The organism is Streptomyces angustmyceticus (genome assembly GCF_040701845.1).
Lineage (GTDB): Bacteria > Actinomycetota > Actinomycetes > Streptomycetales > Streptomycetaceae > Streptomyces > Streptomyces angustmyceticus_A.
Window position 1 is genome coordinate 504,800 of sequence record NZ_JBFBHQ010000006.1, and the last position, 19,230, is coordinate 524,029.

At 67.9% G+C, this 19,230-nt stretch carries 9 protein-coding genes and 4 pseudogenes; 8 read left to right on the forward strand and 5 right to left on the reverse strand.

Translation table 11 applies throughout. The features are described from left to right. Positions 1 to 208: 208 nt before the first annotated feature. Together AB0411_RS17820 and AB0411_RS17825 are read right to left on the reverse strand one after the other, a co-directional pair. Positions 209 to 984 (reverse strand): annotated as a pseudogene (locus AB0411_RS17820) (IS5 family transposase). A 338-nt stretch (positions 985 to 1,322) separates the two neighbouring features. Beyond that, positions 1,323 to 1,520, reverse strand: a pseudogene (locus AB0411_RS17825) (site-specific integrase); the annotation flags it as partial. A 91-nt stretch (positions 1,521 to 1,611) separates the two neighbouring features. Between AB0411_RS17825 and AB0411_RS17830 the strand changes: the two are divergent. The 5 genes and pseudogenes from AB0411_RS17830 (at position 1,612) to AB0411_RS17850 (ending at position 7,957) form a co-directional block, all read left to right on the forward strand. Next, positions 1,612 to 1,740 carry a hypothetical protein gene (locus AB0411_RS17830; RefSeq protein WP_366418218.1) on the forward strand — a complete coding sequence of 43 codons (129 nt, stop codon included), beginning with the start codon at positions 1,612 to 1,614 and terminating at the stop codon, positions 1,738 to 1,740. Between the two features lie 742 nt (positions 1,741 to 2,482). Beyond that, positions 2,483 to 4,074, forward strand: a pseudogene (locus AB0411_RS38145) (Mu transposase C-terminal domain-containing protein). Between the two features lie 18 nt (positions 4,075 to 4,092). After that, on the forward strand, positions 4,093 to 5,625 hold the full coding sequence (locus AB0411_RS17840; protein ID WP_366418220.1) for a hypothetical protein: 1,533 nt from the start codon (positions 4,093 to 4,095) through the stop codon (positions 5,623 to 5,625). Between the two features lies 1 nt (position 5,626). After that, complete coding sequence (locus tag AB0411_RS17845) at positions 5,627 to 6,322, forward strand: DUF6308 family protein (protein WP_366418221.1); 696 nt, start codon at positions 5,627 to 5,629, stop codon at positions 6,320 to 6,322. A 501-nt stretch (positions 6,323 to 6,823) separates the two neighbouring features. Next, on the forward strand, positions 6,824 to 7,957 hold the full coding sequence (locus AB0411_RS17850) for a hypothetical protein (protein WP_366418222.1): 1,134 nt from the start codon (positions 6,824 to 6,826) through the stop codon (positions 7,955 to 7,957). Positions 7,958 to 8,079: 122 nt separating this feature from the next. Here AB0411_RS17850 and AB0411_RS17855 read toward each other — a convergent pair. Both AB0411_RS17855 and AB0411_RS17860 read right to left on the reverse strand, forming a co-directional pair. After that, a pseudogene (locus AB0411_RS17855) lies at positions 8,080 to 10,735 on the reverse strand (Helicase associated domain protein). A gap of 30 nt (positions 10,736 to 10,765) precedes the next feature. Continuing rightward, on the reverse strand, positions 10,766 to 11,185 hold the full coding sequence (locus AB0411_RS17860; protein ID WP_099870251.1) for a DUF4357 domain-containing protein: 420 nt from the start codon (positions 11,183 to 11,185) through the stop codon (positions 10,766 to 10,768). Between the two features lie 316 nt (positions 11,186 to 11,501). On the opposite strand from AB0411_RS17860, the gene AB0411_RS17865 reads away from it, so the two are divergent. The 3 genes from AB0411_RS17865 (at position 11,502) to AB0411_RS17875 (ending at position 15,670) form a co-directional block, all read left to right on the forward strand. Further along, positions 11,502 to 14,231, forward strand: coding sequence for a serine/threonine-protein kinase (locus tag AB0411_RS17865; RefSeq protein ID WP_366418223.1), 2,730 nt, complete (start codon positions 11,502 to 11,504; stop codon positions 14,229 to 14,231). 131 nt (positions 14,232 to 14,362) lie between these two features. Beyond that, complete coding sequence (locus AB0411_RS17870) at positions 14,363 to 14,599, forward strand: hypothetical protein (RefSeq protein WP_366418224.1); 237 nt, start codon at positions 14,363 to 14,365, stop codon at positions 14,597 to 14,599. 294 nt (positions 14,600 to 14,893) lie between these two features. Continuing rightward, positions 14,894 to 15,670, forward strand: a complete 777-nt coding sequence (locus AB0411_RS17875; protein WP_366418225.1) for a hypothetical protein — start codon at positions 14,894 to 14,896, stop codon at positions 15,668 to 15,670. Positions 15,671 to 15,933: 263 nt separating this feature from the next. Here AB0411_RS17875 and AB0411_RS17880 read toward each other — a convergent pair whose 3' ends face one another. Next, complete coding sequence (locus AB0411_RS17880) at positions 15,934 to 18,441, reverse strand: DEAD/DEAH box helicase (protein WP_366418226.1); 2,508 nt, start codon at positions 18,439 to 18,441, stop codon at positions 15,934 to 15,936. Between the last annotated feature and the right edge of the window lie 789 nt (positions 18,442 to 19,230).

Sequence of the window (19,230 nt, forward strand, 5' to 3'; positions counted from 1 at the left end):
CGCGTGGGCAAGGTTTGATTGTCACAAATACCTGGAACGCTGTTCGATTCATCGCAGTGGCTGTTGCGTTCGCTCTGGTGGGGCACACAATCTGGAGTTGGTGGCACACGCGACGTACTCGTTCTTCGAGATCTGAAGAGATTGATTGCCGACAAGCCCGTGACGTGAGCTGAGTATGAAGTCGCGGACGGCACCCTTAGACGTCGTTTCATTTGGTGAGGCGGCGGTGGCAGATGAGGGCTGCGGCAATGCCCACGAAGGCGAGGAAGTGGTCGGCTTTGCGCTCGTAGCGGCGGTGGAGTCGGCGGCAGCCGGCGAGCCAGGAAACGGTCCGCTCGACGACCCAGCGGTGACGGCCGAGCCGCTGCGAGCACTCGATGCCCTTGCCACGCTTACGGAGCCATCGACGCAAGTGGTCGTAGTCGTAGCCCTTGTCGGCGTGTAGCTTCGCCGGTCTGCGGCGGCGTGGGCCACGACGGGAACGGATGGGCGGAATGCCGCGGATGAGCGGCTCAAGTGCATGTTCGCGCCGGAGATACCCAGGGACAGTGGCAGTCCGTTCCGGTCCGTGACCAGGTGGATTTTCGATCCCGACTTGCCGCGGTCGGTCGGATTCGATTCCGTCAAAGGCCCCCTTTTGCCGCCCTGACGCTGACGGAGTCGATCGCGCATCGCGACCAGTCCAGCTCGCCCTTGGCCCCGACTTCCCCGAGGACGACACGGTGGAGCCGGGCCCAGACCCGGTCTCGGCTCCACTGGGCGAAACGCCGGTAGACCGTCTGCCAGCACGGGCCGAACACAGGAGGGAGCTGCCTCCAGGTGCAGCCCGACGTGGAGACGAACACGATCGCCGCCAGCGCCTCGCGGTCACCTGCTCGGCGCCGTCCTCCGCCCTGCGGAACGCTTCACCTCCGTCGCAGGCACCACCCGCCTGAAGAGCACCCACAACTCGTCCGGCACCAACCGCTCAACCAGATCCGCCATGCACTGCTCGACGACCATCAACACCATAAGAAACGATGTCTTAATCCCGGTGCGCCCGTCGGCGCGTCCAGCCGTAACTACAGGTTGCGCCGCAACGCGATAAGGGACAGAGCTTACGCATCAAATGAACCTTCAGTTAAGCCCTTGTGGTCCTTGCTTCGTCCGTAGGTAGCTGCCCAGTATCTCGGGTTGGCCTCGGCCCTGGCAGCAGGGACACCTTGTGGGGACCTATCCACGGAATCAGTCGCGCCGGCGCTCTTCGGAACAACTCGGGCCGGGGCCTGCCCGCGGAAGGAAAGCCTGCGCCCGGCGTTGCGCCAGACCGCGGACGGAACTGTTTACCGAGCTCGCCGAAGTGGTCGAGTACGCAATGCCGGGTGCCGGGACTTGGCCATCAGGGACGCCCGGCCTCACCGAGGTGGGGCAGACCGGAGTGGCGGTACTCGTGCAGGTCCCAGCCGGTGCCCGGCCCCGCGTGGGCGGTGTGCCCGTGCCAGGCCAGTGTCCGGGCAGATGTCACGCGGGGAGAGCACCTTTCGTAGAGCATCCGCCACAGCACCTTCCCCCGCAGGGTGACGTCCCGGCGGGCGCGACGTCACCCTGCACCCGCGCGGCCTGGTTATCACCATGCTGACCGGCAAGACCAAGCACTCGGTGCACAACGCCAAGATCCGCTACTCCGACGATCCCGAGATCTGCCCGGTGCGGGCCTGGGCCGCCTACCGCTCCTGTGATGGAGCGGTGGTTCTCCTGTAGTTGGGCTGCTGTGTCCTGGTGTTCTGTTTTGTGGTGGGAATTGGGGTGGGTCGGGGTGGTTGTCGATGGTCCTGTGGGTGTCGTGTTGGTTGTTCGGTTGGTTGTTCGGTTGGTTGTTCGGGGTGTTGACCAGGGTTTTGTTGGTGCGTGGGATTGATCTTGTGTGTTGTAGATGGAATGGTCGGTCTGTAGGTAGCTGTGGGGCGTGGTGGTGTGGGGGACCTGGCGGGGCTGGTCAGTGGTGTGTTCGGGTGAGGTAGGTGTGGAGCGGGTCGCTGGTGGCGGGGGAGAACCGGGTGGGGGCGAGTCTGTGGCCGATACGGTGAGGATGTCGCGGGTGGGCCGTGCCCGGTGTTGGTGGGGGAGAGTGGCCAGGGTGTGGGCGAGGGTGACGGTTTCGGGGTAGATCACGAGATCACGGGCCAGGTGCGATCTCTCGGTTTTGGGACAGTGAGGTGAGACAGTGGGGTCTGGGTGTGTTGTTGCTGGTCGGTGGCGGTTTCGAGGCGTGGGGCCACTGTCTTGGGCGTGAGAGAACTGCGGGGTATTGCTGTTCTGGGGCGTTATTGCATGAGGGGTGACGCTGTCTCAGTTTCGTGAGTTCTGATCCGCTGGGCCGGTGGGTGTTGGTGTGCTCAGAGGTGTGGATCAGGGAGAGCAGGGCCCGGCCCCGGAAGGGGTGGGTGGTGATTTGAGCGGGGCTTTGCCGGCTGTGTCGGTTCGGGCGTTGCGGGGACCGGCGGTGCGTCGTCTGCTGGCCTTGCGGCGGGAGGGGAAGCTCGCCACTGGGCAGGTGAGGTCGGCGGCGGACGTGCTGGGGGCGCGGGAGCGGGCGGTGTGGCGGTGGCTGGCTGCCGCTCAGCGGGACGAGGCTGCGGCTCGGGCACCGGGGGAGCGGTCTGCGTGTGCCGAACGGTTCACGGTTACTGGTGAGGTCCGGGCTCTGCTGGCCTTGTGGAAGGGGAACGTCGCGGCGGTGCATCGTGAGCTGACTGCTCGCGCGGCCAGGGGCGAGGGCGAGTCTCCTCCGTCGATTCCGACGCTGCACCGGGCGATCCGTCGTGATCTGACGCCGGGGGAGCGGGCGGGGCTTGCGGGTGGGGAGCGGGCGGCGCGTAAGCATGATGTGTTCCTGGCCCGGCCGCGGGGCTGGCGTGACCAGGTGTGGGAGACCGACCACCTGCAGGTCCCGGTGCTGGTCGACGTCGAGGGCAAGCCTCGCCGGCCATGGATCACGTGGTTCACCGACTGCGCCACCAACGCGATCACCGGTGTGGCGGTCACGCCGGTGCATCCGTCGCGGGAGTCGGTGCTGGCCGCGCTGCGCTCCGCGGTGCTGCGGGAGGAACCCTACGGCTCGTTCGGTGGCGTGCCCGAGAAGGTACGGGTGGACCGCGGCAAGGACTTCCTGTCCCGGACGGTGACCGCCGCCTTCGACCTCCTGGACGTCACGGTGGAGGACCTGCCCGCCTACACCCCGCACCTCAAGGGCACCGTGGAGGGGTTGAACCGGGCGGTGGAGAGCATGTTCCTGGCCTCGCTGCCTGGCTTCGCCCGCCAGCCGCGCCCCGGCAAACGCTTCTCCCGTCCGAAGGACGAAGTGCTGCTGGGCTTGGAGGACTTCACCACTCAGCTTCTGGCCTGGACGCTCTGGTGGAACACCGAGCACCGCCCGGCGCCGTTGCGGGGCAGGACTCCGCTTCAGGCGTGGCAGGACGATCCCACCCCGCTGCGGGACGTGCCCGCGGCGGATCTGTGGACGTTCACCCTGGAGGACGCCGGCACTCGCACGCTGACCACCCGCGGCATCCGCTTCCGCAGACGCGACTACGTGGGCGCGTGGATGACCGGCCAGGCCGGGATCCAGGTCCGTATCCGTTTCATGCCCCACCACGACCACCGCATCGAGGTCTACCACGCCGCCACCGGCCGCTACCTCGGTCCCGCGGACCTGGCCGATCAGGCCACCGAGGAACAGGTCAGTGCCGTACGAAGGGCGCGGTCCGCTCGCGCACGCCGCCTGAAGAAGGACCTTCAGGCCTCGCAGCGCGAGCGCTACGCCGCCGTGAATCAGCCCGAGGCACTCAGCGGCTCGGCGCACTGACCGGTGCGCAGGCCGAGGCCGAACTCGCTCGCACTGCCGACTCCGACCTCGCGCAGCTCGCGCTGCCAGACCTCATCCCGCACGCTGCGCCCCCGGCCGACTGGCGCACCCCGGCTTCCCTGGCCGCGCTGACCACGCCGGCCCGGCCCGCCCCGGCCCCTTCGGGCCGTGAGCCCACCGCGACGACCGCGGACAGCCCGGACCAACGGGGCCCCACGTTCCACCACTGACGAAGACGGAGACGCCTCGTGACCGCGGCCACCTACCAGTACGTCGGCCTTCCCGACGCCTCCGTCGTCACCACCCGCGCGCTGCTGACGGCACGGGAGAACATCACCGACACCGTCGCCGCCCGCGCGATGATGTGCATCCACGGCGGCGCCGGCTTCGGCAAGACCCTCGCCGTCAACACCTGCCTGCGCGCACTCGAACCCGGCGAGGACGTCCGCAAGATCACCTTCCGGGCCCGGCCCACCGCCCGCGTGGTGCGCTACGAGCTGTTCACCGCCCTCGATCTGGCCGGCGAGCCACCGCGTCAGGAGCACGCACTTCACTTCATCGCCACCACTCCTCCCACGATGAGTGACTCCACGGCCCTGCCGTCCGGGCTGCTGTCCCTGCCGACGGTGTACATCAACCCCAACGGCCCCGTCGTGACGCGCACCGTCGGGAGCGACAGCACCGGAGGAGAGGGCTTCTTCTTTCGGCAGCACGTCTTCGCCCTCGACGTGCACGGCCTGGTCGTCGAAGCTCAGCTGGACCGAGTCCGCGACCGGTTCCGCCCGACGGCGGAGGACCTCGTGCCGTTCTTCGCCAGCCCGGAGCATGCTCCGGAGACTCGGATGCGCGGTCTCGCCCGCGCCTTCGAGGCGTTCTGGGAGGGCGATGTCGACACGGCCCTGGCCCTGGCACTTCCGCGCCTCGAAGGCACGCTGCGCCGCCGACTCCAGGCAGCCGACATCCCGGTGATCACGCACGCAAAAGGGGAGACCATTGGACAGGTCCAGCAGCTTGGCTCCCTCCTCGACAAGCTGGATGAACTCGGCTTCCCCGCGCCGTGGCCCCTCGTCCTCCGGACGGTGCTGGGCAACGCCGAGGGGCAGATGAACCTCCGCAACAACGTCCTGCACGACCTGGTCGACACGCCTTCCCGGCACCGGGCAGCGCTCGTGCTCCAGATCTCCCTTGCTGTGCTCTTCCTCGGGGAGGAGCCACCTGCCCGGACGGGGTCTGCCGACAGCGGCACGCGGATGCCGTTGCCGTGGAACGCCGCCGCCGATCAGCGCCTGCCGTTCCCCGTGCCCGACCCCCGGGCCCATCACTTCGTCACTCAGTACGCCGACATGCACGACGTCGTCGCCGGCTTGACGGTGCCCTCCGGTATCCCGCAGTCCGCGGCAACGGTGCGGCACATCTCCCGCGAGCTCCTGCGCCACTCCTACTTCTGCTACGAGTTCTCCACCGTGGCCCTCCTGCACGCCCTGATCGCGATGGAGATCGTCCTCCGGGCCAAGATCCCCGACTCCGGCACGAAGCCGCTCCACGCCCTCATCAAGCAGGGCAAAGAGAGTGGCCTCCTGACCGAGCGGCAGACGGAGTTCCTCCACGAGGGGCGCAAGCTCCGCAACCGCATCACCCACGGCCAGAGGGCTCATTCCGTCATGCCCCCACGCTGGGGAGCCGGGATGCTCACTACGTCCTTCACCTTGATCAGCGAGGTATGGGCGGCCCAGCCGACGCCACCGGCCACAACCGACACATATGAGAGCACAGGTATCTGAGATGAACGAGCTCGTCGCGGAGCCTGGGTCCTCCGGCAGGGAGTCGTCCGTGGTGGGGCAGCGCCTGCACGCCGTTCTGGATGCGGAGCGGGTGGTGGACGACCTGCGCCGCTACTTCGGGATCGGCCTGTCCCCGGGTGCCGGCGCGTTTACGGGGGGCCGGTTCGAGCACCTGGCGGGCGGGGGTGACCGCCGGCAGGTCGCGGACAGGTTCACCGCAGAGGACCTGGTAGCTGTGCAGACCCTGTCCGTGACCGTCCCCGCGCCCGTCGCCCTCGACCTGCTGGAAGGCCCGCTGGGCACCCAACTGTCCGAACTGCTGCGAGGCATCCCTTCCGACACCGATCTGGCCGACGCCGATGCCTCGGTCGTCGCGGACGGCTCGCCAGCGTACCGGGCCTGGTGCTTGTTGAAGGACCAGTACAAGATTGGGTGGGGGATCGCCGGAAAGCTCTTAGCCCGTAAGCGGCCGCGGCTGCTGCCGGTCTACGACCGGGTCGTGCGCTGTGCGCTCGGCCACCCGCCGTCGTTCTGGACCGATCTGCGCACCGCCCTGCGCGAGGACGACGCGGCCCTGCACCACCGGCTCCTTGGCCTGCGGCAGAGCGCGGGCCTGCCCGAGACGGTCAGCGCGCTACGGGTCGCCGATGTCGCGGTATGGATGACCCACCCCGCCCCGGGCCACCGCTGCCCCTGAGGACCCGCCGCAGAGACGGTCAAGTGCTGACGCTCGGAGAGGGCTTGTTGATGCCTGGGTGCCGGCTGGCCTGGTGTTGGGGGTTACTGCTGTGAGGGGTTGGGCGAGTCCCTGTTCGGCGTCGGCCAGAGCCCGGGCGTAGTTGCCTGAGGCGCGCGCGACCATGCTGCGCGCGCCCCAGACCCATGCGGTCAGTCGTGCATCGCCCGCACGCGCACCGTAGGTGTGCGCGGCGGTGAGGTGTGCTCGGGCGCCGGTGCTGTCGTCGAGATGGAAGGCGAGGTTGCCTGCGCTCTCCGGCGTATCGGCACCTCCTGCAGCTCGGCAGGCCCGAGACCGTCCTCACCGCCAGCGGCTTCCCGCTGCCCCCGCTCCAGCCCTGACAGGCGTGCCAGCGCCGAAGCCAGGGGCTGCCTCGGCTGACACTCACAGAGAGCCGAACCCAGGTGCCGTCGATCTGTGCCTGCCACCGCAACGCAAAGCTTTCAAAGTTCCTGCTCGATGTCAGTGGCCTGCGAGATCATCATTCCGGCGTTCGGGTTCTGCCGGACGACGAGGGCTGAGGGGGACAGGGTGCCGCAGAAACTCTTCTTTGAAACCGTCCAGCGTGACCACTACTCATACACGAGGCTGAATCGCGCGGCCATCAACGAGCTTCGCACAGCCCCGGCCGCCGGCGGTGACGAAGAGGCTGCGCACGCTCTCATCGACCTGCTGATCGACGACTTGCCCCAGGACCCTGAGCACGACGGACTGATGGACAACTCGGAGACGGGAGCGGTCATACGGTGTCTCAAGGCCGTTCTGCGCCGCCTCGGTATCGAGTTCGAGGTCCCCTTTCACGACAAGCAGGGCTACTACTCGTTCCGGATGGAGCACAGCAACGGCCTCATTACTGACCTGACCAGGGTCTTCGCCCCAGCGCGCGCAGCGCTGGAACGACGCGAGCAGACCACCTTCACAGGAGGCTTGCGGGGGCTGCGCGGCGAGCTGCGCAACCTCATCTTCGCCGCCGCGCAGAAGCCAGAGATAGTCTGGAGGGACGTCGCGGGTGGTGTCATCGAGATCACGAAGAACAAGGACCACTGCCTGCTGTACGACCGCCCAGTGGGAGCCTCGGGCCTCACCTGGAGCGAACTCGGCAAGTGGTGGCACCTCCAGGACGGCATGTACGGGATGTCTGAGCATCTCAGGCTGCAGGCGCTCCTGAAGCGACTGAGGGGGTCACTCAACGCCCCGGAGCAGCTGTTGCTGGACACCTACTGGGATCACGCGATGCAGCGAGGCTTCGGAGACTTTCCTGCTCTGTTGCCACAGGTGTATCTCCATTACGACCCCTTGGCGCAACATCAGCGGAATCAACGGGCGGAAGGCAAGGTGTTGACGCGGCAGCGGATGGACTTCCTGATGCTCGCTTCCGGGGGTCGCCGATACGTTCTCGAGCTGGACGGGAAGGAGCACTACTCGCGTGATGGGAAGGCCGCACCCGACCTATACGCCGACATGGTCCGAGAAGATCGGCGGATCCGTCTTCAGGGGTACGAGGTGTACCGGTTTGGCGGCGCTGAGTTTGTGGACCCACAGGCTGCCAAGCTCATGCTGAGCGGGTTCTTCGACCAGTTGCTGGCTCCGTAGCTCCCCCCGCGAGGAAGCCACGCAAGCTGCCGTCACCTCCAAAGCCGGAGCGGGTACAAGCTCGACAGCCCAGGTCACTGCGGCCCGGGCTGTCGCGCGCTGCGGCTCAGCGCCAGACCGAGTCACGCCCAGTCGACGCCGAGGTCTCGCAGCGCGTCGAGCTGTTCCTGGGTAAGCCGGTCTCGCCTCGATTTGGTGTTCGAGATCCATACGCCCAGCTTCTGGACCACCGGCTCGGTCTCGCCGTCGACCGCAATCTTTTCGGCGTGACCGCGGGGGACGGGTCGCTGGCCTTCCCGTTCGATCCACTGTGCGAGGGCCACCAGACCCCGCTGGAACGCCTGCCGCGCCTTCCCCGACCCCATCGACACATGTCTGGCCGCCGGGGCCCCAGGTGGGTCCTGGGCGGGCTGTACGCCCAGTGCGGTCAGCCGTTCCTGCTGCTCGGTCGACAGCATTCTCCAGTCCCGGCGTTGCCGCTTCAGCCAGCGTCCGATGTCGTCGCCGTCCATCAGCACGCCGGGTGCAATGCCGGCTACTACTCCGCCGGGTTCGTCCTCCGCGAGGTGGGCGAGGTGGCGGTAGTGGCGCTGCCAGTTCAGCGGCCAGGGGCAGTTCCAGTCCGGGTCGATCGCGGTGAGCTGCTCGGCGCGTTCCGCTGCCCGCTCCGCGTCCTTGCCCAGGCCGCCTGCCCGACGGAGGTTGGCCATGTGCTGCCCGACCGGTACGGGGTCACCGCCGGCCCGGGTCGTCCCACACGCGTCCTGCCTCGGAGCGAGGTGCCCCGTGGCCCGCCTGTAGGCGCGGAGCGCGGCGAGCTTGTTTTCCCACGCTTCCTCGCCCGGCTCCCACACCATCCCGGCCTCCGGCGCGTCCAGCAGCGTCTTGCGCCGCTCCTCCAGCTCCCCGGCCCGCAGCGCCTTCCTCTGCTGGTGGACCCATCGGCCAAGGGGAAACGCCTTCGTCGCCCCCACTTCGACCTCGGCGTCATAGGTAACGGCGTACAGGCCGGTGATCTCGTTCTCCTTCCGCCACCGCAGCAGCGCCTGGTAGCCCTCCAGCCACACCAGCGACTCCGGCCGGTAGACCCGGGTCCGCAGGAAGGCCGCGATGGTCGCCGCGTCGCGCGGGCTGGAGAAGTGCAGCAGGGCCGCTTCGGCGGCGGCCTGCGTGTCGTCCTGCTCCTGGTCCTCGCCGTCGCCCTCGACGATCCGCCCCTCTTCGTCACGCCTCACGTGCACCTTGCGCTTGCCGCTGGTGAGCGCGCGGGAGGCGAGCTGCTCGACCAGGCGCTCATCATGCGAGCGCAGGCCCTGGAGGACCGCTACAAGGGGGCGGAACGAGGCGCTGGCGACCATGTCCTGCGGGTCCTCGCCGGGCTCCAGGAACACCGGCACGATGATCCGCGCGACCTTCGTGCTGCTGTCCTTGTTGAGCCTCAGCGCCCGGCCGATGTTCTGCACGATCTCCACCTGCGAGCCGCGGGTGTCCGCGAAGCACACGGCCTCGACTCCCCGCTCGCCGGTGATGTCCACGCCCTCACCGAGCACACGAACGCTGGCGAGGAAGGCGCGGTGCACCCGGCGGCCGGCCGTGTCGATGCCGTTGGCGAACTGCCGCAGGACCTCACGCCGCTCGGACACGAGGTGGTCGCTGCACAGCCACGCCGACCAGACCCGGTCCGGGGGTAGGTGGCGGCCGGCCTCCAACTCGTAGAACTCCGCGTCGATGGAGGACTTTGACAGCTTGTCCGCGGCGGCCAGGTCCTCGTCGGAGGCGTCGTTCATGTATAGCTCGGCCGCCGTCTCGGGCAGCTTCTCCGCGAACGCGGCGGCCTCCTCGACCTTCTGGTGGAACGTCATGACGGTGCGCAGATTTCACGCGGCGGCGTGCTCCAGGAGCGCGGTCTGCAGGAGCGCCATGCGCCGGCCCCGTCGCGCCTCCTCCGACTCCCCGAGGACCGGCGAGGGGTCGCGGATCTCCAGCACGTCGATCTCGAAACCGGCGAGGATTTCGCGCTCGATCGCCTCGGAGAGCCTAGTTCTGCGATCCACGCGCCGTATGTGCTTTCCGGGTCGTCGGCCATGGTCGCGATCTCCGCCTCCTGGCCCTCCGCGCCCCTTCGCGGCTGGGGCGCCGCCAGGATGCGCGGGGTCGCGGTGAGGTAGAGCCGGAAGTCCGCCGGGATACGGGCGTTGTCGTGGATCGCCGCCCACGGCCGACCAAGGTCACCGGCGGTTCCGTGGGCCCCATCCACGACCGCCAGGTCGAAACCCGCCATCTGCTGCCCGTACAGTCGCTTCCCGCCCGCCAGAGCGGCTTCCAGCGGCCCGCGAACCTTCCGCTGGCCGTCGGGGCGTCGATGTCCTCGCGGTCCACCAGGGAGGCGTATGTGGCGAACATGACGACCGGCCCGGACCCGGCCCACAGGGCGAGCTGGATCGGGTTCGTGGTGGTGCGCACCCCCAGCTCGTTCAGCACCGCATCGTTCTCCAGCGAGCACACCGCGACCATCGATGCCCGGTGGCCCACCAGGCGCCATGCCTGGGCGGTCTGCACGAGCAGGTCCAAGGTCGGGACGGTGACGAGAATCCGGCCGCCCGGGAAGCACTCGAGCGCGCACTCAGCCGCCGTGATCGTCTTGCCTGACCCGGTTGCGGACACGATCGTGCCGCGCCTGCCCTGAGGGGGAACAGACGATCGCGCGGGGAATCCCACCCACTTATGGAAGGCCGCCTTCTGGTTCATCTGGTGTTCGCGGAGCTTGATGACGGACATGGACGCCCTCCCCATGGCTTCGCTACCGGATCAATGCTGCGGGTCTGCTCGGCGGTGTTCGCGTCGGAGGTCGTCCAGCGTGCGGCCGTCGGGCAGGTGCCACAGGGTCCAGCCGTTGATCACGTTGCCGGTGATCGCTTCGGCGGCTTTCGAGGGGGAGGGGAAGGGGGAGGCGTGTCCGTCGACGATGAGCTGTCCTTCCGGGGTGACGACGGCCCGTCCCCTGCGGTTGGCACGCCGCTGGTAGAAGGTCAGCTCGGTGTCGGCGTGAAGTAGGCCGGCCTGCATCAGGTCGGCGAGCGGGCCGCGGGGAACCACTTGGGTGGGCGCGGCCTCCGCAATCTTGTCACCTCCGCCGAGGGTCAGGGTCAGATGGATGGTGTCATCGCCGGACGCGCGGGCGAGGTGTGCGAAAACGGACGGGTCGAAGTGAAGGCTGATCGTAGGCATGAGCACTCCCGCGACTGATATCGACTGGTTTGCAACTTCAAAATTCAGTGACTAAGGAGAGCTTACCCGCTCGATGGCGAAGTGATCAAGGAGTCGTGCAGCCACCGGCTTCTTCCCCACCGAGGTGGCCGCTCCACCGGACGTGGTCTGACTCGCCGGGCGCCCCGCACGCATGCCTCTGCTCCGAGCGGGATTGACGATCGTCAGCGATTTCCCGGGCGGCGCAACTATCAAGGGCCTTAGGCTCACGGCTCGGGCCATGTGAATTGCGCGGATGCGTGAGTCACGCTCGGGAGACGAGGGGGGAATCAGCAGGGTGGAGGAGCGGGAGCGTGGGCTGCTGGAGGTGTACGGCCGGTGGCGCAAGAGGGAGTCGGACGAGGATCCTTCGCAGCTGCTCATCGACATCGTTTCGACGCTGCTGGTCCAGTCCGTGTCGTTGGACTCCATACAGACGTACGAGCTTGCCGGCGTTCCTGCGGTGGCTTATGAGTTCGAGGGGCGGGACTACCTCCTTCTCCTGGCGGGGCATGAAGAGTCGTCTTCTTGGGGCTTGGCGGTCGTCATGGCCGAGAGCCGCGTGGTTCGCGGCGAGCAGTGGGCGGTGCTGTACTGGCCGGGCGATCAGGCGGACGACGAGCTCGTACGCCAGGCAGCCGGGCTTGGGGGAGCCGTCCTCGATCGGACCCATCTGGATGCGGCTGCGGCTGGGTTGTGTGCACTGACCGAGCTGGTCCGCCGTGCCGTGCGTCGGCAGGAGCTCTACCTGCCGCTGGCCGAACTGCTTGGCGTGGGGAAGGCGGCGCCGGAGCCCGAGGCGATGGTTGTGCCGGCACGCCTGACGTCTCCTGTGCCCGTGGAGACACGGACGTGGGCTGGGGCGACGGTGGGGGTGCTGCTGATCGGACCGGCGCGCCCTGACCGGCCCACGGGGCTGGCGTGCCTGCCCCAGGGCCGTGTCCTCATCACCTTCGCTGGCGGGCTGCTCGAGGTCGATACGGCCAGCGGCCAGGCTCACTGGCACCTCATGCTGCCCGGCTGCCGTGGCGCTGCGTTGGTGTGCCGGGATGGCGGTGTCCTGGTGCTGTGCGGTTCCTCCCTCATCCGCTGGCATGAAGGCCGTCTTCACGCCGTCGCTGGAGACTTCGACGAAGGCTCCGTGCTGCTGGCCGGACCGGACGGAGAGCCGTGGGTACTGTGCGGCTCCGGTGTCACGTTCGGTGTCGGTGAAGGGGACCTTGCGCTGGTGCGCGCCGGGGACGCGGTCGGGGACCAGATGCGCTATCCGATCCATTTCCCTGCCGCGGTGCGCTCGGCGGTCTGGCTGGAGCGGCGCCGGTTCTTCCTCGCCGCCTCGGGACACAGCACGGTCGTGGATCTGGCCCGCACCACGGACGCGGGCCAGCGTGAAGACTGGATCCGCACCCCCGTGCACTTCCCGGCCCATGTGCTGCGCGCCGACGCCAGCAGCGTCCTGAGTGCCTCACCCGACGGCGCCGGGACCTGGATTGCCGTGCACCGCACCGACGTCGCCAGCCGTACGAGCGAACCCATGGTCGAAGCCCGGCTCGGCGAGCTCTTCGGCTTCGCCCAGGACCCCGACGGCGGCCCTGCCTTCCTGCTGGCCTCGTTGCCCTCCAACGACCACACGCAGATCCGCCCCGTTCTGCTGCAGATCACCGGGCACCGCCCCACTGCTCCCCGCTTGGCACCCGCACCGACGCCGTACCGCTATGACGTGGTGAGCCAGACGGCGCGCGGCGAGCGCGGAGACTATGCGCTGGACCCCCGCCCCCTGGCTCCGCCCGGGGGACAGGCCGAGGTGTTTCCGGCCACGCACAAGCCCTCGGGGACGGTTGTGGCCTTCAAACGCCGCTCAGGCTGGCGTGAGCGGGGTAAGCGGCGTATGCGCCGTGAGGTGGAGATCGCCCAGCGGCTCGGTGACAACCCGCACGTCATGCCGGTCCTCGACTTCGACCCCGGCTACGCGTGGTTCGTCATGCCGAAGGCCGAGGCCACCGTAGAGGACAAGCGGACCGAACTGCAGGACCCGGACAAGCTGCGGTCCCTGGTCGAGGCCGTCGCCGTCGGCCTGACCGACGCTCACCGCCACGACTGGATCCATCGGGACATCAAACCCGCCAACGTCCTGCTCCTCGAGGGCCGCTGGGTGGTCGCGGACTGGGGCATCGTGCGCCGCCCGCGCGGGCAGACCAGCACCGCCGGCCTCCTGACCACGACCGCCATCGGCACCGAGGGGTTCGCCGCGCCGGAGCAGTTCCTCGACGGCCACGACGTGACCCCCGCCAGCGACATCTACAGCCTTGGGCAGCTCATCGGCTGGATACTCACCGGGATCTGGCCGCAGGCCAATGTGCCCCTCCTTCCCGAGCCGGGCCCGTGGTACGGCGTCGTACGCCAGGCCACCCAACCCGATCCCGCCCGCCGTCCCCAGGACATGGCCGCCTTCCTCGACCTGGTCGAACGCGAGACAGGCGCCAGCAGCGAACTGCCCATCGTGCGCGCCCAGCGCCTGCTGGAGGACGCCAACAAGAACGACACCGCTGCGGCCGCCCAGCTGCTCACCCTCGCTGCCGATCAGCCCGGCTCCGATGAGCTGTACCTGGACGTGATCACCAGACTGAATGTGACGACCGCCAGGAAGGCGCTGCTCGACAACCCTGCCCAGGCCACTGCCGTGACCCAGGCCCTGACTCGGCATGCTGCTGCCCACGACTGGCCCAGCTGGGAGGAGGCTGACAGGGCCGTGTGGTGGCTGCTCGATGTCGCCCGCCTCGCAGCGCGTGAGAAGCAGTGGGCTCTGCTCGACACGGCCGTTCAGGGCATGTGCGACTGGGACGGCCGCTTCGACCGGTGGAAACCGCGAGACGACATCAAGGACTGGATGCGCGAGCTCACCGGGCACGCCGCGAGCATCGTTGCCTCCGCGCTCCGAGCCCAGCCGGACGGAGCCCGCTTCCTTCATGAACTTGCTGATGACCGTCGGGTCGACCAGGCCATCCGAAGCGCTGTCTACCGGCCCTAAGCGGTCATTGCAGAGACATTGATCAACCACATCACGATTCGTTACGGTGTGTGAGTGGATGATGACGAGGGGGGGATCGCTTCTCCGACGCGATTCGGCTACTGCTGCTCATTGCGGCAGTGTCCGACCCGTTGAACGAAGCAGAACAGCAGGCCGCACCGAAGGATGCGGTGGCCGTGCTGCGCGCTGAGGGCCGACTGCAAAAGCTCGACTTCTGGCTGCGTAACCCGGATTACCTGGCCGATGAGCTTCTCAACGACTACGAGCGCGAGAAGGAAGCCATCAACCTGCGGGCCGAGCCCACCAGTCGCTTCGGCCGGGTGATCCGCCGCCTGGTCAACGGCGACGAGCGCTACCCCCGCCGATAGCGCCCCGTGAGGCCGAGCCGGATACCAAGGTGCTTACCCCGGCTCGTGAACTGCACAGAAGGTTCGTGGTGAGGCCAGCGGTAAGTGGTCGCCCGACGAATTTGGTGGATGTGTTTGGAATTCCGCGCCATGCTTTACAGGATCTTGCGGTGAGGGGGAAGCATGGGACGCGGTCAGCCCTAGAGCATTGATGAGAAGCACCAACGCTCGCTGGAGGCATACGTGGTGAGGGCCCGCCGCGTTGAGGAGCACTCGCTCGCGGCTGACTGGGATGCTCTTGTGGCGTTGACTCAAATGAAGATCAAGGTCCGTTTCGACAATGGCGAAGCGCGGATCCGGTATGAGCTCCCGCCCGAGGAGGTGGTTGAGTCCGCAGCGGCGCGACTCAGGCCGATCCTTCTGAAGAGCGACGACTGCTTCCATATGAAGGCACTGGCAGCATTGGGCTACTTCTGCCGAATATCGCCACGAGATGCGGAGTGCGTACGGGCTGCACGTGCTGAATGGCGGGCGCGGGTGAACCCCTCAACGCGTGAAGAAGCCGGTTACTGGGTCATGGTCGCTGACACCGCCACAGGTGAGGACCGTGATCTCGATGCCCGCAGGTTGGCCATGGCTTGGATCTACGGAGACGTGGTGCATCACGACAGGGAGCGGCGACAGGAAGGCGATGCTTTCGCGCTGCTCGACCGATTTCGTGCGGCTGTGCCACTGCTCGCCTGGGCCATGGTTGGCACGATTGAGCTCCTGAACTGCATCCGCGCTCTGCAAAGGGATGGTCTTCTGCAGCTCCGCCAGGAGGTCTTTGACGAGCGGGTCGCCTTGCAGGCGACGGTGTGGGAAGAGAGTGCCGAGTTGTTCTTCGCTCCTGTCGGGGCAGAACCCCCGTCGCTGGCGATTGCCCCAATGCCTGAGGGGTGGCTCCCGCTGGACAAGACAACGGACCTCTCACTTTTCCAACACAGCCTCGGGGGACAACTTCTGAACACGGAGGGCCCCTCCGTGACCGACCTGCCCTCGCCCGACGGGATCGAAGCCGCCGCACACCGGGCCCGGCGGCTGGAAGCGTGACCAGCTCGCCGCCTGGGCCTCCAGTGGCCTCCGCCGAAGGGGTGGAAGGACGAGCTGACCGAGCGCTGGAAGGCCGCACGCCAGAACAGCGCACCGCCGCCGTCCCTGCCCAGTCCGGCCCCAACCGACTTCGCACAGGAGACGCTCCAACTTCGGCTGACGAGACGGCAGTGGGGCCGGAGAGGATCAGCCTGCCCGGCCCCACTGCTGGTTCCTGGCTGCTCACCGGCCGGCCGCGGCGACGGTGGTGGCGGCGATGTCCGTTATGTCCATCGCATGCCGATGTTGGAGAGTTGCTCGATCCGTTCCGGGGTCAGCGTCGTGGCTCTGCTGCGTTGGTTGCTGATCCAGGCCCCCAGCTTGTGCTCCCGCTCCTCTTCGTCCTCGCCGACGATTCGTTCGATGTGTTTCCTCGGGACCTGAAGGTGTCCTTCGCGTTCGTAGTACTGCTGGGCGGCCTGGTAGTTGAGCGCCCATTTGTCGGCCTGGGTACGGCGCGGCTGCGGTTTCTCTTCCTCGGTCGCGGGCTCGATTCCGAGGACCTGCTCACACATCCACTGCTGCACAGTGGTGAGCTTGTCCCAGCCGAGCCGGACTGAGCGCACCCACCGTCCGAGGTCTGCGCCCTGGTGGATGACGTTGCCTGGTTCGGTGGGCAGCATGCTGCCAGCTTCCAGGTGCTGCCGTGTTAGGTGGAAGGCGCGTTGCCATTCCACGGGCCATGCGGGGCACCAGGAGGGGTCGATGTCCTCGAGCTGTTCGCGTCGTTCCTCCGACAAGGCGCCGGCCGCTGATTGAACTGGCAGGCATTCGACACGCCGCTGGTCGATCTCCGAGGCCTTCCGTGCGGCGGCCCTGGCGTTCTTTAGAAAAGTCCCCACTCGGTAACCCTGGTAGGTGGCGTCCAGCGGAGCCAACAGGTGTCCGTTTTCGGCGGCCCACCCGCGCGCCGCCGCGAGGCCTTCCTCCCAGGCGACGTTGTAGTGCGACCACACCATGCCGAGCTTCTCCAACTGCTCGATGCGGTCCTCGTCCAGCGTCCCGCGGGCGTAGAAGCGCCTCGCGTCGGCCACCCATTGCCCGAGCGGGAAGTTGGCGAGCGAGGCCGGCCACCCGACCCCTTCCGCCTCTTCACCCTCGGGCACGCGATACGTGAACGGCACCTTCAAGTCACCGTGCTCGCGGGCGTAGAGGACGGCGGCTTCCACCCCGCGTCGCCAGTGCTCGTGCTCGGGGTTGAGGACCCGCAGGCTGATGAACGCGGCCAGTGCGGCCGGGGCGCGCGGTGAGCTGAACTTCAGCAGCTTGCGCGCGGACGCTGACGGCCCGCCGGACCTGTTCCCCTCGCCCCGGCTCTCCTGGCCCTGCGCGGCCTTCTGGACGGGCTTGTAGGCGCTGGGGGCCTGCTGCTCGGCGAGCTGCTCTACCACCCGGGCGTCGTGCGCCCTGAGGGCATCCAGCAGCTTCGCCAAGCCGCCGTACGCCCGGCTGGTGAGCAGGTTGTCGGCCGTCTCACCCGGCCCGAGCAGGACCGGTACCACGAGGGATGCGACCTTGCCCTCGCCCGGCTGCATCCGCAGTGCTCGGCCGACGGCCTGGACGAGGTCGGGCATTGAGCCGCGCACGTCTGCCCAGTAGACGGAGTCGCAGTTCTTGGTGTCGACGCCTTCGCCCAGCACCTTCACCGACCCCAGGAAGCCCTTCTCCACCACCGTGCCGTCCGTCGCGATGCCGTCGGCGAACTCGCTCAGCACACGGCGCCGGTGGCCTGGCTTGTGCTCACCGCACAGCCAGTCCGCCCAGACCGTGCGCGGATACAGCTCCGGGTCGACGGCGTGCAGCTGCGCGGCGACACCGGGAAGGCCGGCCGCGAACGCTTCGGCCTCGCGGATCTGGTGGTGGAAGACCAGCGTGCGCTGGAAGTTCTCCTCTGAGGACGCCTTCAGCAGCGCGGTCTGGAGGGCGGCGAGCCGGGCCCCGCGGACCTCGTCCGAGCGGGCCTCAGCGCCCAGGAGCTGCGCGGCCTGGAGCTGGGTGTCGGTGATGTCCACGCACACCACCTGATACGGCGCGCAGATGCCCCGGTCGATCGCCTCTGACAGCGTCAGCGTGTAGCAGCGGGCCCCGAACGGTCCGTCCGGGTCGTCCTCCATGCTGGCCACCAGATCGCCCGGCGCGCCGCCCTGCTCGGCGTCCTCGTCCAGCTGCCACAGTCGGGGTGTGGCGGTCATGTAGAGGCGGCGCAGGGACGGGATGCGGGTGTTGTCGTGGACGACCGCCCAGGGCTTGCCGATTCGCCCGGACGTGCGGTGCGCTTCGTCCACGACGACGAGGTCCCAGCCCGGAAGGCCGGCTTCGTGCGCCTGCTCCAGCGTGCCGAGCCCGAGGGAGGCGTACGTGGCGAACACGGTGACTTTGCCGAACGGCTTCACCCAGTCGACCAGCTCGTCCACGTCCGTGGTGTTCGGGAAGCTCACCTCCTCCCTGCGCAGCGACGAGACCCCGATCATCGGGCCCCTGCGGCCTCCTTCACGCCACTCGGTCTCGGTCTGAGTGAGCAGGTCCAGGGAGGGTACGAGCACCAGCACACGGCCCGCGTGGAGCTCTTCTGCGCTGCGGACCGCCACCCGGGTCTTCCCGGACCCGGTCGCCATGATCACCTGAGTCCGGAGCCCCCGCTCGGGCACAAGCGATCGTGCGCGCAATTCCAGGGCGCGGAGAACGGCATCAACGGCTTCCCGCTGATGAGATCGAAGCTCTTGTGCTGTCATATCCGTTCCGCTTTCGTCAGGCTGACGGAGAGCCAGTTCGAGCGAGGACTGATGGGAAACCTGCACGTGAACTCCTTGGAGGCCGCTCCCGCCGAGCGCCCGGAGCCTGGCTTGCTGCGCTCGTAACGCCGATCACTCCGCGCGCTCGACCAGACCCTGAAACGTCTCACCAGTGGGGTACTGTCACTCCAGAGTCTAGCTAAGGAATATTTTGAAGCAAGAAGGCCGATTAAGGGACTCGCAAGACCAGGCCCCGTATGCTCAGGGCATGTCCAGAGCAAGAAACAGGCTGCCGAAGTTCGACCCGGACAGTGGAATACAAGACGTCCCCCTGCTCATCCTGGAGTGGCTCGGGGAACAAGGGATCAGCGCCCTCATCCGGTTCGACGCACAACGCCCCCGCACCCCGTGGACCTTCACAGCAGCCGGCGGGGCACTGCCTCGCCCCATCCGTAATGATGCAGCATCAGCTGACAGGTGCTTGAGCAACGGACTGGCCCTCATGCGCAAGCAAGGCATCAACGTCCCGTTCTGACCCCCGCGAACCCCTAGCCAGCCGCCCGCGCCAGCGGGCTGGCCTAAAGGCGAAGCCGGAAGGCCAAGGGAGCGAAGCGACCTAGTGCGCGAAGCGCACTCAGATCCCAAGCGAAGCGCGGGATCTGACGGCTTAAAAGGGCCAGCCCCGGCGAAGCCGGGGCAACTGGGTTGCGCAGCAACCCAGACCGACCCGCGGAGCGGGTCCCACAGCGCTGCGCGCTGTGCAAGCGAACCACCGAGCTTCGCTCGGTG

Excerpts from the sequence above, each read along its gene's own strand:
- AB0411_RS17830 (WP_366418218.1), top strand. The coding sequence starts at position 1,612 with ATGCTGACCGGCAAGACCAAGCACTCGGTGCACAACGCCAAGATCCGC.
- AB0411_RS17845 (WP_366418221.1), top strand. The coding sequence starts at position 5,627 with ATGAACGAGCTCGTCGCGGAGCCTGGGTCCTCCGGCAGGGAGTCGTCC.
- AB0411_RS17850 (WP_366418222.1), top strand. The coding sequence starts at position 6,824 with ATGTCAGTGGCCTGCGAGATCATCATTCCGGCGTTCGGGTTCTGCCGG.
- AB0411_RS17860 (WP_099870251.1), bottom strand. The coding sequence starts at position 11,185 with ATGCCTACGATCAGCCTTCACTTCGACCCGTCCGTTTTCGCACACCTC.
- AB0411_RS17875 (WP_366418225.1), top strand. The coding sequence starts at position 14,894 with ATGAAGATCAAGGTCCGTTTCGACAATGGCGAAGCGCGGATCCGGTAT.
- AB0411_RS17880 (WP_366418226.1), bottom strand. The coding sequence starts at position 18,441 with ATGACAGCACAAGAGCTTCGATCTCATCAGCGGGAAGCCGTTGATGCC.